Source organism: Qipengyuania vulgaris (assembly GCF_009827325.1).
GTDB lineage: Bacteria > Pseudomonadota > Alphaproteobacteria > Sphingomonadales > Sphingomonadaceae > Qipengyuania > Qipengyuania vulgaris.
On sequence record NZ_WTYC01000003.1, the window covers coordinates 124,085 to 137,074 of the forward strand.

A 12,990-nucleotide genomic window follows, 5' to 3' on the forward strand; every position below is an offset into this window, starting at 1 on the left:
GGATCCAGTCCGGGGTGACGGCTTAGGCGAGCAACCGCCGCGCTTCCTCGCAATCCTGTTCCATCTGCGCCACCAGCGCATCGAGCGAATCGAACTTCGCCTCGCCGCGCAGGAAATGGTGGAAGGCGACTTCGATCTCCTGCCCGTAGAGATCGCCGGAGAAATCGAAGAAATAGGGTTCGAGCAATTCCTTGGGCGGTTCGAACTGCGGGCGCACGCCGATATTGGCCGCGCCTTTCAGCTCCTGCCCCGTTGCCAGGATGCGCCCCGTCACCGCGTAGATCCCGTATTTCGGGCGCAGGTAACTCTCGATGGAAAGGTTGGCGGTGGGATAGCCGATCTCGCGCCCGCGCTTGTCGCCATGTTCCACCACGCCACGAATGGCGAAGGGGCGGGTGAGGAGGCGCGCGGCTTCCTGCGGGTCGCCTTCGCGCAGCGCATCGCGCACGCGGCTGGAGGATACGGGCTTGCCGCCATCCATGACCGGCTCGACCGCGCGGGCCTCGATCCCGACCTCGTGGCCGAGTTCGACCAGTTTTTCGAAATTGCCGCCGCGCGCCTTTCCGAAGGTGAAATCGCCCCCCGTCGCGACGCCTTTCACGCCCAGCTTTTCGGCGAGGAGTACGCGGACGAAATCCTCCGCCGTTGTCCTCGCCAATTCGCCGTCGAAGTGGAACACCAGCATCGCGGTCGCCCCGGCGGCGAGATAGAGTTCCTGCCGCTGCTCCAGCGTGGTCAGGCGGAAGGGCGGCACATCGGGCTTGAAGAAACGCACCGGGTGCGGATCGAAGGTCGCGATGATGCTCGGCCGCCCCTCGGCTCGGGCCCATTCGATCGCTTCGCGCGCCACCGCTAGGTGGCCGAGGTGGAAGCCGTCGAAATTGCCCAGCGCCACGATCGCACCGCGCAGCGATTCGGGGAGCGGGTCACGGTGGTCGAGGAACCTCATGGTTTTGCTCCCATGGGTTCGATCCCGGCGCTCAGCACGCGAAGCGCATTGCCGCCCATCGCGGCGCGGATTTCGCCCTCGGAAAAGCCTTCGTCCATTAGCGCCTGCGTCACCTGCGACAGTTCGCTGGTGTCGAAGCGAGTCGTGACCGAACCATCGAAATCGCTTCCGAGCGCGACATGTTCGATCCCCACCAAATCGCGGATATGGCGCATTGCGCTAGCCGTAGAGCGCGGCGAGGTGTCGCAGACGGCACCCGGCCAATAACCCACTCCGATGATCCCGCCGGTAGCTGCGACCCCGCGAATTTGGTCGTCCGAAAGGTTGCGATTGACACCGCAGGTCGCCTGCACGCCGCCATGGCTGGAGACAACTGGGCGCCGCGCGATGGCGATGATGTCGGCGACGCAGGCCGGGCTGCAGTGCGCGATGTCGACCACCATGCCCATCTCTTCCATGCGCCGCACGACGGCGCGCCCCTTGTTGGTAAGGCCCCCCTTCTCGGTGCCGTGCATCGAACCGGCAAGGTCATTGTCGAAGAAATGGGTGAGGCCCGCCATGCGGAAGCCGGCGTCGTATAGCCGTTCGAGATTGGCGCGGTCGCCTTCGAGATTGTGCAGACCTTCGATGGACAGCATCGCGCCGACGCCATCACGGCCACTTGCGCGGCGTCGAAGCAGCCGGTCGACATCTTCCGCGCCGTGAATCTGGAACAGTCCGTCGCGCTCGTCTTCCACCGCGCGGTCGAGCTTCTGCGCGTGCCAGAGCGAGCGTTCGAGCAGGCTGCCCCATGTCCGTAGCGGCTGGAGCTGGGCGATGACCAGCGGGGTGATGTTGTCGGTCTCGCCCGTGTTCGAATCGTAATTCTGTCCGCGGGGCGACTTGGTCACGCTGGAGAAGACCTGCAGTGCAACATTTCCGTCCCGCAGGCGCGGAAGGTCGACATGGCCGCGCGAGGCACGCTGGGTCATGTCGCGCTTCCACAGCAGCGTATCCGAATGCAGGTCGACGATCTGGAGGTCTGCGTGAAGGTCGCGCGCTTCCTGCGAGACCGCGATCAGCGGCTCGGCGTCGATCCGGTTGAGGTCACGCTCGACATATCCGGGCGCGATGGTGAAGAACGCGACCAGTGCCGCTATCACCAGCACGGCAATACCGATTCCGACCTTGCGCCTCACGCGCCTGTATCGCCGTTGCGAGTGTAGGTGAGGAAGGAATAGGCGGGCCTATCGCCTTCCGCTTCGAAGTCCTCGCGCGCGGTCTCTTTCCAGTCGGGTCCGAGCGGGGGCATGAAGACATCGCCGTCGAACTCGCGGTGGATTTCGGTCAGCTCGATCCGGTCCGCCAGCGGCATGAAGACATCGAAGATCGCCGCGCCGCCGATCACTGCAACAGGATCATCGGTGTTCCGTGCCAGATCGAGCGCTTCATCGACATCGCGGGCGATTTCCGCCCCTGTCGAATCCCACCGTTCCTTGCGCGTCAGCACGATATGGCGGCGGCCCGGCAACAGCCCCGGCAGGCTCTCGAACGTCTTGCGCCCCATGATCATGGGGCTGCCCATCGTCAGCGACTTGAACCGTTTCAGGTCGGCGGGAAGGTGCCAGGGCAGGCGGCCTTCCTTGCCGATCGCGCCATTGGCGGCGCGGGCATAGATCAGGAACAGGCTCATCCGCGGGTGTCGAGCGTGACCAGCGTCATGTGGCCCATCTTGCGGCCTTCGCTGGCCTCGGCCTTGCCGTAATCGTGCAGGTGGACCCGCGCATCGCCCAGCTTGGCATGGGCGCTGTCGATGTCGGCACCCAGGATGTTGCGCATCTCGACCGCAGCCGCGGTGGTGCGCGTGTCGCCCAGCGGCAATCCCGCGACCGCGCGGATATGGTTCTCGAACTGGCTGGTCGCCGCGCCCTCGATCGTCCAGTGGCCCGAATTGTGCACGCGCGGAGCCATCTCGTTGAAGATCGGTCCATCGCGCGTGGCGAAGAATTCCAGCGTCAGCACACCGACATATTTGAGCGCGTCGGCGACCTTGCGCGCCAGCTCGCGCGCCTCGCCCACCTGCGCGGCGATCGCTTCGCCCGCGGGATAATAGGAGGCGGAAAGGATGCCGCCTTCGTGCACATTGCGGGCCGAATCCCAGAACCGGATTTCACCTTCGCGGCTGCGCACCAGGATGACCGAGAATTCCGCCTCGAACTCGACGAAGGCCTCGTAGATGCAGGCCGCTTCGGGCATCCGCAGCCCTTCCGCATCGCGCAGGCTGCCGATACGCCACTGGCCCTTGCCGTCATAGCCATCGCGGCGCGTCTTGAGAATGCCGGGAGCGCCCAGCCGGTCGACCGCGGCTTCGAGATCCTGGCTGGTATCCACTTTCGCATAGGCGGCGGGTCTGCCGCCGAGCCCTTCGACGAAGCGCTTCTCGTTGAGCCGGTCCTGCGCGGTTTCCAGCGCCAGCGGATCGGGAAAGATCTTCGCCTGCTGGATAGCGCGCGCGGTGGTAACGGGCACGTTCTCGAACTCCCAGGTCACCACGTCGCAACGATCTGCAAAGGCGGCGAGGGCACTTGCATCGTCCCAGTCGGCAGTGATGAAATCCTCGCTCACCGCGCCGCTGACGTTATCGCCTTCGGGCGCATAGCTGACGCAGCGATAGCCCAGCTGCGCAGCACTCGTCGCCATCATTCGGCCGAGCTGGCCGCCACCGAGGATGCCGATGGTGGACCCGCGTTTCCGCATCAGTCTTCGGGCCTTTCGGTTACCGCGGCGCTGCGCGCCATGCGCCATTCCTTGAGGCGAAGGCTGAGCGCGGCATCGCCATTGGCGAGGATCGCGGCGGCGAGCAGTCCGGCATTGGTAGCGCCCGCTTCGCCGATGGCCAGAGTGCCGACCGGGACCCCGGCGGGCATCTGGACGATGGAAAGCAGGCTGTCCTGACCCGAAAGCGCCTTGGACTTCACCGGCACGCCCAGCACCGGGACGTGGGTCAGCGCCGCGATCATGCCGGGGAGGTGCGCAGCGCCGCCGGCTCCGGCGATGATGACGTGAAAGCCTTCCTTCTCCGCTGCCCTGGCGAACTCGTACATGCGTTCGGGCGTGCGATGCGCGGATACGATGCGGACATCGGCGGCGACGCCCAGCTCCTCGAGCACTTCGGCGGCGCATTTCATGGTCGGCCAGTCGGACTGGCTGCCCATCACTATGGCAACCTTGGCGTCTCCCCCTTGGGCCATCTCAGCTATCCTTCAGGTAATAGCGTTCGCCGGCGACCTGCGTCCCGTCGAATTCATAGACGATCGGCTGGCCGGTCGGGATCTCGAGACCGGTGATCTCTTCATCCGATATGTTCGACAGGTGCTTGACCAGCGCCCGCAGGCTGTTGCCGTGGGCGGAAATGATCACCGTTTCGCCCTTGGCCAGCTGCGGCAGGATCGCCTCTTCCCAATAGGGCAGTACGCGTTCGATGGTGAGCTTGAGGCTTTCGGCGTGCGGCACGTCGATCCCGGCGTAGCGCGGGTCGTCCGACAGGTCGAACTCGCTGCCGGCCTCCATGTCCGGCGGCGGCACGTCGAAGCTGCGGCGCCAGATGTGAACCTGCTCGTCTCCGTGCCTGTCGCGCGTCTCCTGCTTGTCGAGACCGGTGAGGCCGCCATAGTGGCGCTCGTTCAGATGCCAGTCGCGTGTCACAGGGATCCACAGCCGGTCGCATTCTTCGAGCGCGATATTGAGCGTCTTGATCGCGCGCTTCTGGACGGAAGTGAAGGCGATGGTGGGCAGCACGCCCTTGGCTTGCATCAGCCGGCCCGCTTCGCGCGCCTCTTCTTCGCCCTTTTCGGTCAGGTCGACATCCCACCAGCCGGTGAAGCGGTTGGCGAGGTTCCACTCGCTCTGGCCGTGGCGAACGAGGATCAGCTTCGACATGGTTACTCCGGTTTTCCCCTAGGAGCACTGCGCGTTAGCGGCGCGTATCGTGCTTGGAAAGGCCTGTATCGTCCGATTCGCGTATTTCGCGGGTCTGGGCTTTCCTGCGGCGCAGGTTCTCGCGAAGTTTCGCGGCGAGCCGCTCTTCGCGGGTCATCTTGTCGTCTGCAGCGGTCATCGCGCAACCTTTCGCGAAATTCGGCTGCCGCCGCAAGCGAAGGTTGACTTATGCGCCGTCTCTGCCAATAGCGCGCGCCTCCACCCCGCACGGCCTTCCGGCGGGCACAGTGTGCTGCTGTAGCTCAGTGGTAGAGCGCACCCTTGGTAAGGGTGAGGCCGGGAGTTCAATCCTCCCCAGCAGCACCATTTTTCAAGCACTTCGCATGTGCGACCGTCTAATCCATGAAAATTCCATGAAGTTGGCTATCCCGGTCGCCCGTTGGGAGGAGAACCATGATTCGCTGCTGATTCAGCAACCCAGCGGCAATCTCTAAGCCTTCCGAGGTAAAGTCATCAGACGTTGCCGACGTGATTTCGCTATCTAAGGGGACGGGCAGCTAGCAATAAGTCTGCTGGCACATTTTAGGAACAGCCCTCACTCTTCCTCAAGCTCAGCTACACGCTTCAAAATTGCCCGCTTGTGCTTGAAGATATCTACCGGCCCCATAACGCCTTCCCGGGCTTCATCCTTTCCGCTGAATAGCCCCAGATAGCGCGAGGTAGGACTATTGAAATGCATCCGTGCAATCGTACGCCGGTTGTTATCGTCCAGGAGGATCGCGCAGTAGGACTTAGCGTCTCGCATCACCACGCGAGAGGGGTCGACCTTCTCTGCACAAATGGCCCGGATGATGTTGAAACCCTCAATCTCTACGTCTGTAGTCTCGACCGCGCCTTGATCGACCTCAGCCATTTGATGGTCTGGTTCGTCACTGCCCCCGCTAATCGCCTTCTCAAGTCGCTGGTGGACTCCATCCCTAATCAACGAACCGTAGGCTTGGGTAATAGCTGACCGGAACCGGTCCCTAACACCTTTAGTGATGATCCCATCATGCAGCCGGCCGGCGATGATTTTCACAAGATCGTCCGAAGGCTCACCGAACTCCTTGCGGAGCTCTGCCAAAACTTCAGACTGAAGCTTTAGCGCTCCGGCATGTGAGACGATCCGAGCAAGATCGAAGTCAGCGCGCTGGAAAGTTGCAAGTGTTCGAAGATCAGAGGCTTTGTAGTTATCCAGATCGAATGTGAAGAACGGTCGATCGTCCATCATGTTGGTTTTCTCGGCATCCGTGAAGAACCGATAGACGACGCCATTCGTCAGCAGGGCAAGTCGCGCATCGGTGGCTGCGAAATACCGATAGAGCTGGCTAGCATGTTTAATCGAAAGATCGCCGTTGGCAGGTTTGCATTCCACGAGGATCTTGATCTCGCCGCCTACGCAGATACCGTAGTCGACCTTCTCGCCCTTCTTCGTGCCAACATCGCAGGTAAACTCTGGCACAACTTCGTCTGGGTCAAAGATGTTGTATCCGAGCGCCCTGAGGAACGGCAGAACAAGCGTAGTCTTAGCGGCTTCTTCAGTGGCGAGCTTTTCGCGGTGCTTCCGTAAAGTTGCTTGCAGTTCTGCGATGCTGGCTTCGATTTCCATTAGTTCCCCCCGGTGTTTGTGAAGGAAGCTAATAGATGAGGTAGCTTCGTCAATCGGTTAACGAACTTTGAGGCTGACAATGTTCTGCTGCGGGCGGCTGGTACGGATGATTGAGGGGCGGGCCGAGACCCACCCCTCTCCGGCTTAGACCGGGCGAAGGCCAGTGATATGGCCACCCCGCTTTCCAGTGTTGACCTCAGAAATTCGGCCTTGGTTGATGCCAAAGTCCGCCGCGATATCGTGTTGCATCTCGCCTAGGCGAAGACGATCCCAGATGGCGCGAATCGTTTCATCGGTTAGTTTGGCGCGGTTGCGCCCTTCTTTGCGTGCCATAGTATTACCTCTTTGGTCTGGCACGACGCAGAGGCTTGACGAAGGCTTTCAGTCAGCGCAGATAGTGCGCGTCAGGTTACCTCAGCTTCGCGCCCCCACGACCGGTTTTGCGAAGCTCTCCTGATCTGAAAGCCCAGCGTCCTACCGCTGGGCTTTCGTCTTTTCAGGACAGACCCCGACATGATTCCGCGACTCACCGCCAGAGTCGAGGGGGTTCGATAGTTACCCAGCGTTTATCCCCAAACGAGAGCCGTTGAACAAGCTGGCGGACCTATTAAAGTGCCACGTAATCTAGGCGCTGGTGCGGCGGCTCTGGGGCCGTAAGCGGAATATCCGTTTTGCAACGCAAAAACGCTGGTAGCGGACGCTATTCCCACCTCTGCAGCAAACGATCGCGACTTGAGCGGCAACGTTTTCGTTATCTCAAGGTCACCGAATTTTAATATTGCTTACTAGCTTCCCGATAAACTAGCCATGCTAAGTCGAGCTGTTAAAAGCGGCTCAAGGGGGGCAATACATGAAATTATTGGCACAATGGGTCGCATTAGCGATCGCATCACTGGCGTTCGCGCTAACTCCTGTTCACGCGCAAGAGCGTTCAGCCGTAAAACAAGGCTTCGAGCTTGTAGCTCAAAGCGGAAAGCGCATCTTGGTCTTTCGACCGTCTGTTAGCGTCGGATCTCAGTCCACCGGCGGGATGTTTGAACCGAACGCGGAGTGGACAGAGCAGGCGAAATCCAACATCCAGGTAGCGCTCGAAGACCTTCAATCTCGGCTGGGCAACGAGGTCATCGTTGCACCCGAGGCATACGGTAAAGACGCGCAAGCGGTCGAGGAACACATGGCCCTCTTCGCAGCTGTCTCACAGGCAGTCATCGAGTACCAGTTCTTCGTCGGAAACCGCCTGCCCACGAAGAAGCGCGACAACAAGGACAACGTCTTCGACTGGTCGTTGGGAGACGGGGTGTCGAGGCTGCCCGGGGCCAAGAGCGCGGACTACGCTTTGTTCATCTACAACAAGGACGCTTACGGCTCGACTGGGCGCAAGATCTTACAGGCGGTTGCTCTTCTTGGGCCGGGTATCGCGGTGAAATCTGGAGAGCACGTGGGCTACGCAGGTCTTGTCGATCTGCGGACTGGTGACCTGCTTTGGCTCAACGCCGATGCCGCCATGGGAGGCGATGTCCGCGAGATCGACGGTTCGCAAAAACGAGTTCGGCAGTTGCTCGAAGAATTCCCTGGTAGCGATATCGGGAAAGAGTGATGGGACACTTTCGCCTGGCTAAGGCCGCCCTAATTGTCGCCAGCGTTATTGGTGCGACGCACGTGAATGCGGAGCCGGCCCCCACGCCACCGCCCTATCACGGGTTCTACCAACCACAGGGCGTCGACGAGGTCGGCCTGTGGAGGGAGGACGACGAGAGCGAACGTCGGCTCGCAGCCTCCCAACTCGTCATTCAAGACGAGGCCCTTAACGCATATCTCAAAGAGGTACTCTGCAAGACCGTTGGGACCGACCGTTGCACCGCGACCCGGATCTACGTCCTGCGAGAACCGACTTTCAACGCGACCATGTCTCCCAACGGTACCATGCGCGTTTTTAGCGGCATGCTTCTAAGAATGCGGAGCGAAGCTGAACTCGCCGCCATATTGGGTCACGAGTTCGGCCACTTCGAGCAACGGCACAGCCTGAAGCAGTTCAAGGAAAGGCGAACCGGAAGTGACCTGCTGGCGTGGGGCGCCCTGCTTGCGAGCATGTCTCCTGGCTACGATGCACGGCGCACTTACCAGTCTCTCGAGATCTCGGTTTACGGCAATCTGTATCGTTACGGCCGCGATCAGGAGCGCGAAGCCGACCTTCTTGGCCTAGGTTACCTCAACCAGAGTTCGCTGCGACCCCAAGCGGCGTCGGAAGTCTGGCAGAACCTGATGGGCGAGATCGATGCTTCCGCTCTGGCGCGAGGATTGAAAAAGCCCAAGTACAACGCGATCGCGTTCACGGCCTCGCACCCGCCCCACGGTGAGCGAGCAGGCTATCTCTCGGAACTGGCCTCTCCTGGTGGCGCCATTCGTAACGACGGGGCCCCGAGGTACCGACAGGCACTCGCTAAGTGGCTGCCAGTATTTTTGGAAGACCAGATCAAGCTCAATGATTTCGGCGCAAGCGAGTATATCATCGAGAATCTCGCTAGAAATGGCTGGACGCCGACTCTTTGGCATGCCCGTGGCGAGCTATATCGGACGCGAGGGAATCAACGCGACCTCGTTCATGCTGCCCAGTTTTACCAGAACGCAATCGCCCTAGATGGTAACCTCGCTGCATCGTATCGCGGCCTTGGCCTCTCCCTTTTCAAGACAGGTGAGCGCCTCCGCGGCCAGGAAGCCTTGAAGCAATATCTCGAGCTTGCCCCGGACGCCGAAGATGCGGGTATGATCCGCCTGATGCTCCCGAAGGAGACCTAAAATGAAAACCATCAAGATTAAAACCGCAGTCATCGGCGTTTGCATCTCGGTTGCCTTTGTAGCCGCGCCCGCCAGCGCCCATAAGCTCCGGGAGCAAGGCGAGACCGTCGACGTGGCGGATTCGAACGTCCTGGTGACGCCGGCAAGGGACTGGAATAGGCTAAGCGGTAAGATCGGTAAGCGAACCGAAACGTGGACCTTGGACGGCGGCCAGCTGAACGACGTCACTTTCTTCGGGGGAATCGAAGCTGGGGATCCCCTGGTCAAGGAACGAAACAAGAAGCGTGATCCATTACCAAAGTTCACGTCTTCAACACTTCTCGTAGAAGTGCCGGAGCTGCTCGAAGGAACTTATAGGACCTACAAGGACCTAGCGGCATTCCAGCTGGTTTCCGCGGAGCCCGGCACCTTCCTCGGTCGCGACGGTGTCCTGTTCGCCTACGAATACACCGACCTCGATGGTCTAACGAGAAAGGGCGAAGCGAGGGCGACGATAGTCGACGGCAAGCTGTACATGGTAACTTTCGACGCTCCGCGTCTCCACTATTTCGACCGGACTCTCCCAGATTTCCGCGCTTTGGCGGATACCGCGAGATTAAAGTGATGGGCCTTTCTCAATGCCCTCAGTTCTAAATATTAGAACTTACCCGTGAGCTTCTTGCTTTTTCTCGCCACGGTTATCGTCCCGAGCGGACAAACCTTTTCTTGTACGCCCGTCGCTGTGTGGGACGGTGACGGGCCGATATGGTGCGAGGAAGGTCCCCGGATCCGGCTTTCCGGGATAGCGGCGAGAGAAAGGGACGGCTCCTGCAGCCTCGGCCACCCCTGTACTCCCGCAGACGCTACGGTCGCACGGGACGCGCTGGTTGCCTTCTTAGGCAAGCCTGTAGGTGAGAATGCCCATGGGCATGTTTTGGTAGAAGGACCGGCGATGCGCTGTGTTTCAGTCGGATCGGCAGGCGGCAACCGTACTGCGGCTTGGTGCATTTCTCCGCGAGGTGGGGACATTAACTGTGCCATGGTCCAGGGCGGCTGGGCCGCCCGCTGGGATAAGTACTGGAGAGGGCACAAGTGCGGATGAAAAAGCCACGCGATGACGCCTATGGATCCGAGAAGGGAATTCGCTTGGAGTTCGCTCTCAGAAGCATGGTCTTGATCTTCGGAGGATTGATATTTTTATACTCGCTTTTAGTCCCCGCCTTCGTCGCTGCCCATCCTGGTGGTTTGGCCGCGGACGGATGCCACAATGATCGCAAGAACGGCGGGAGACATTGCCATCGTGCCAACGCACAGCCGACGAAGCCGAAGTCGCAACCAAGCGGTACCTACTACGTCAATTGCGCCGCGGCGCGAGCCACTGGGGCCGCTCCCGTCCGCAGGGGCGACCCAGGTTATGGAAACCATCTCGACCGGGACAACGACGGCGTGGGATGCGAATGAGGATTGGTCGAGGTGGTGCTATCACGACACCACACGCGACTCTTACTTCGACCTCGGCCGATTGAACGAGGTCCGCCTATACTGGTAAGGCAGAAGAAGGGCCCTAGCACGAATCCGCTTCGCGGGATGGTTGCTTGTGGCGAGGGTGATGTCGAACGACGGGCGTAGCGTCTGGTCCGAGAGAGGCAGACGATCGTGGCTCCCTCAACCGAATCGAACAAGGTTTGCGGCGGTCCGCCGCGAAAAATGTCATCGGTGGATCACTTGTCGAGCGTCGTTTCGAGCATTTTTTGAACAACGGTTATTCCTTGTTTCTTTCGACGCACGAGAGTTCCTCGTTTCTCAGGAGGAAACGAGAAAACCTAGAACGCGATTTGCGCGAAAAGTTAGAATCGAATTGACTTCCAGATCCCAAAACAACTCGAGGTCCCTCGCATGAAATTCACTCTTCCAGCGTTGCTCATCATCTCTCTGAGTAACACTTCCGTAGCCGCCAAACCCTTTCACAACGAAATACCGTCTGTGTTTCATGGAAACTGGGGTTCGGCCGCAGAAGACTGCGCAGACGAATACGGCGTCAACACGTTCTTCATCGATGCAGAGAGCGTCAACTACTACGAGAGCAATGACTACCTCCTGATCGGCGTCGAGTTCATGGGAGTCATGACAGGCGGCGGGAGCGGCAGCCTTTTCAATGGGCGGTTCACCAGCCGCATGGAAACTTTCCTGTTAGGCGAGAGCGACATCCGGTTCGAGATCGACGACGACAACAAGAACATCCTCTATCGTTATCCGATCGGGGAGGATGGCGAGCCAATTGTCTCGCGCCAAGTTCGCAGTGTTCGCTGTACATCTAATTGAAAGTTATATTCATGCATCGACTTTTCACATTGGCCTCGCTTTCGGTCTCTAGCCTGCTGCTCGGCCTCAGCGCGACAAGCGCCAAAGCGGACAGCTATCTAGATAAATGCATCGCAGCTGGCTCCGGCAGTTCTAGCCATCACTATAAGTGCGCTACAGAATTCATGGCCCGCGAGGACAAAGCGCTAAACCAGACCTGGCGGCGCGTTTACGGATCTCTCGACGATGGGATAGCCAAAACAGCCTTGCTCGAAGAGCAGCGTGCGTGGATCAAAATATAAGGACGCTTCTTGCGAACTGTACGAAGATTCCGCTCAGTTTGGTTCCATCGGCTGGTCCGTATCTCGGCCGATGTGCAAAATTAAAGTCATCCAGCAACGGATACGCGAGCTCGAAGGCTATTATAAAGCTATTCGGTAGTGTCGTTATCCTGCATTTCACACCAAAACCTGCCATTCCGCTTTCGACGCCAAAGCGGACATGTGAAAGAGCCTCCTGCTTCCCGATATCTGCCGTCGACTCAGCTTATGCACGTCAGCTATTCTTGAGCTGTTTGCGGACCTTCGCCTATTGTTCAATTAGCCCAGCAAAACAGACCGACGGGAAGGTGTCCTAGAGTTGAGCCGAACGCATCGAATTACGTTCGTTTTGTGCGAGACCGACGTAATTTGGGAAAGCGGTTGGCAAGAAGCACGAAGCCAGAGACAGCAATGATCGTCCCGCCAATGCCGAACAACAGCAACCACCAACTATTGATGCGATGCCTCTCGTTCCAATCCATGATGTGGAGCCCCCAGATGAAATCGAAGAAGCGCCAAGTGTCGCTTCTCGCAGCCAATACGGCGCCATTGGAGGCGTCAATATAGAGACGCGTTGCATCCGGATCGCCGAATTGAACCTGCCATGCTGGGAAAGGTCCGCTGAATTCAGTGCCCACAGCCTTAGCAATCCGTTTGACACCATCGATCGTGGTCGTCGGTCCTGACCAGGCCTGCATGGCAATGCCTTCTGCAATTTCACGCGACAGGGGCGACAGGACCCGTCCAGTGGATGGGTCATGAAGACTTGTGCTGCCGTCCAAACGGCTGAGCTCCATCACCGGTCGACCATTGACCATTTTTGTGGTGGCTGAGACCAAATCTCCGCCATTTGCTGCCCATGCGGGCAGTGCCGCGTCAGCGCTCAATGGTGCAGGCTCGCGCGAGATCACATGCTCGGAGCGGACATGCTCGAGCTTCAGATAAGACATAAGCGTGCCGGTGGCCATCCACAACAGAGCTTGCACGCCTACGAAGATGGCCAGCCATTTGTGGACCTTGCTACCGAAGATATGCAGCCGAAGCTTACGTGACCGTTGAATTCCCATGTTGAAATCGAC

The 12,990-nt window shown here is 59.6% G+C and carries 16 protein-coding genes and 1 tRNA gene; 7 read left to right on the forward strand and 10 right to left on the reverse strand.

The genetic code is table 11. The features are described from left to right. Nucleotides 1-22: 22 nt before the first annotated feature. The 7 genes from GRI69_RS07400 to GRI69_RS15745 are packed head-to-tail and all read right to left on the reverse strand — an operon-like array spanning nt 23 to nt 5,045. On the reverse strand, nt 23-949 hold the full coding sequence (locus GRI69_RS07400; protein WP_160727631.1) for a bifunctional riboflavin kinase/FAD synthetase: 927 nt from the start codon (nt 947-949) through the stop codon (nt 23-25). After that, nucleotides 946-2,127, reverse strand: coding sequence for a membrane dipeptidase (locus GRI69_RS07405; protein ID WP_160727632.1), 1,182 nt, complete (start codon nt 2,125-2,127; stop codon nt 946-948). Before GRI69_RS07405 ends, GRI69_RS07400 begins: the two co-directional genes overlap by 4 nt. Further along, entirely contained in the window at nt 2,124-2,621 is a 498-nt protein-coding gene (locus GRI69_RS07410) for a dihydrofolate reductase (RefSeq protein WP_160727633.1), read from the reverse strand. The genes GRI69_RS07405 and GRI69_RS07410 overlap by 4 nt, the downstream gene beginning before the upstream one ends. Continuing rightward, on the reverse strand, nt 2,618-3,685 hold the full coding sequence (locus GRI69_RS07415) for a 5-(carboxyamino)imidazole ribonucleotide synthase (protein WP_160727634.1): 1,068 nt from the start codon (nt 3,683-3,685) through the stop codon (nt 2,618-2,620). Before GRI69_RS07415 ends, GRI69_RS07410 begins: the two co-directional genes overlap by 4 nt. Further along, complete coding sequence (gene purE / locus GRI69_RS07420) at nt 3,685-4,179, reverse strand: 5-(carboxyamino)imidazole ribonucleotide mutase (RefSeq protein WP_160727635.1); 495 nt, start codon at nt 4,177-4,179, stop codon at nt 3,685-3,687. The genes GRI69_RS07415 and purE overlap by 1 nt, the downstream gene beginning before the upstream one ends. A gap of 1 nt (nt 4,180) precedes the next feature. Beyond that, nucleotides 4,181-4,867 (reverse strand): 2,3-diphosphoglycerate-dependent phosphoglycerate mutase, encoded by a 687-nt coding sequence (gene gpmA, locus GRI69_RS07425; protein ID WP_160727636.1) that lies wholly within the window; start codon nt 4,865-4,867, stop codon nt 4,181-4,183. A 34-nt stretch (nt 4,868-4,901) separates the two neighbouring features. After that, complete coding sequence (locus GRI69_RS15745) at nt 4,902-5,045, reverse strand: hypothetical protein (RefSeq protein ID WP_202391905.1); 144 nt, start codon at nt 5,043-5,045, stop codon at nt 4,902-4,904. 113 nt (nt 5,046-5,158) lie between these two features. Between GRI69_RS15745 and GRI69_RS07430 the strand changes: the two genes are divergently transcribed. After that, a tRNA-Thr gene (locus GRI69_RS07430) sits at nt 5,159-5,233 on the forward strand. A gap of 229 nt (nt 5,234-5,462) precedes the next feature. Here the strand turns inward: GRI69_RS07430 and GRI69_RS07435 are convergent. Both GRI69_RS07435 and GRI69_RS07440 read right to left on the reverse strand, forming a co-directional pair. Continuing rightward, nucleotides 5,463-6,515 (reverse strand): type I restriction endonuclease, encoded by a 1,053-nt coding sequence (locus GRI69_RS07435; RefSeq protein WP_160727637.1) that lies wholly within the window; start codon nt 6,513-6,515, stop codon nt 5,463-5,465. 144 nt (nt 6,516-6,659) lie between these two features. Next, nucleotides 6,660-6,848: a hypothetical protein gene (locus GRI69_RS07440; protein WP_160727638.1), complete on the reverse strand. Its 189-nt coding sequence runs from the start codon at nt 6,846-6,848 to the stop codon at nt 6,660-6,662. A gap of 697 nt (nt 6,849-7,545) precedes the next feature. Between GRI69_RS07440 and GRI69_RS07445 the strand changes: the two genes are divergently transcribed. The 6 genes from GRI69_RS07445 (at nt 7,546) to GRI69_RS16410 (ending at nt 11,893) form a co-directional block, all read left to right on the forward strand. Continuing rightward, nucleotides 7,546-8,112 (forward strand): hypothetical protein, encoded by a 567-nt coding sequence (locus tag GRI69_RS07445; protein WP_337191041.1) that lies wholly within the window; start codon nt 7,546-7,548, stop codon nt 8,110-8,112. Beyond that, the gene (locus GRI69_RS07450) at nt 8,112-9,311 is read left to right on the forward strand and encodes a M48 family metallopeptidase (protein ID WP_160727640.1); all 1,200 of its coding nucleotides are present in this window, start codon (nt 8,112-8,114) and stop codon (nt 9,309-9,311) included. The genes GRI69_RS07445 and GRI69_RS07450 overlap by 1 nt, the downstream gene beginning before the upstream one ends. Before the next feature lies 1 nt (nt 9,312). Further along, nucleotides 9,313-9,915, forward strand: a complete 603-nt coding sequence (locus GRI69_RS07455; protein ID WP_160727641.1) for a hypothetical protein — start codon at nt 9,313-9,315, stop codon at nt 9,913-9,915. 542 nt (nt 9,916-10,457) lie between these two features. Beyond that, entirely contained in the window at nt 10,458-10,751 is a 294-nt protein-coding gene (locus GRI69_RS07460; RefSeq protein ID WP_237453012.1) for an excalibur calcium-binding domain-containing protein, read from the forward strand. A gap of 435 nt (nt 10,752-11,186) precedes the next feature. Beyond that, the gene (locus GRI69_RS07465) at nt 11,187-11,612 is read left to right on the forward strand and encodes a hypothetical protein (protein ID WP_160727643.1); all 426 of its coding nucleotides are present in this window, start codon (nt 11,187-11,189) and stop codon (nt 11,610-11,612) included. An 11-nt stretch (nt 11,613-11,623) separates the two neighbouring features. Beyond that, entirely contained in the window at nt 11,624-11,893 is a 270-nt protein-coding gene (locus GRI69_RS16410; protein WP_419957065.1) for a lysozyme inhibitor LprI family protein, read from the forward strand. A gap of 356 nt (nt 11,894-12,249) precedes the next feature. Here the strand turns inward: GRI69_RS16410 and GRI69_RS07475 are convergent, their stop codons facing one another. After that, complete coding sequence (locus GRI69_RS07475) at nt 12,250-12,978, reverse strand: PepSY domain-containing protein (protein WP_202391928.1); 729 nt, start codon at nt 12,976-12,978, stop codon at nt 12,250-12,252. Between the last annotated feature and the right edge of the window lie 12 nt (nt 12,979-12,990).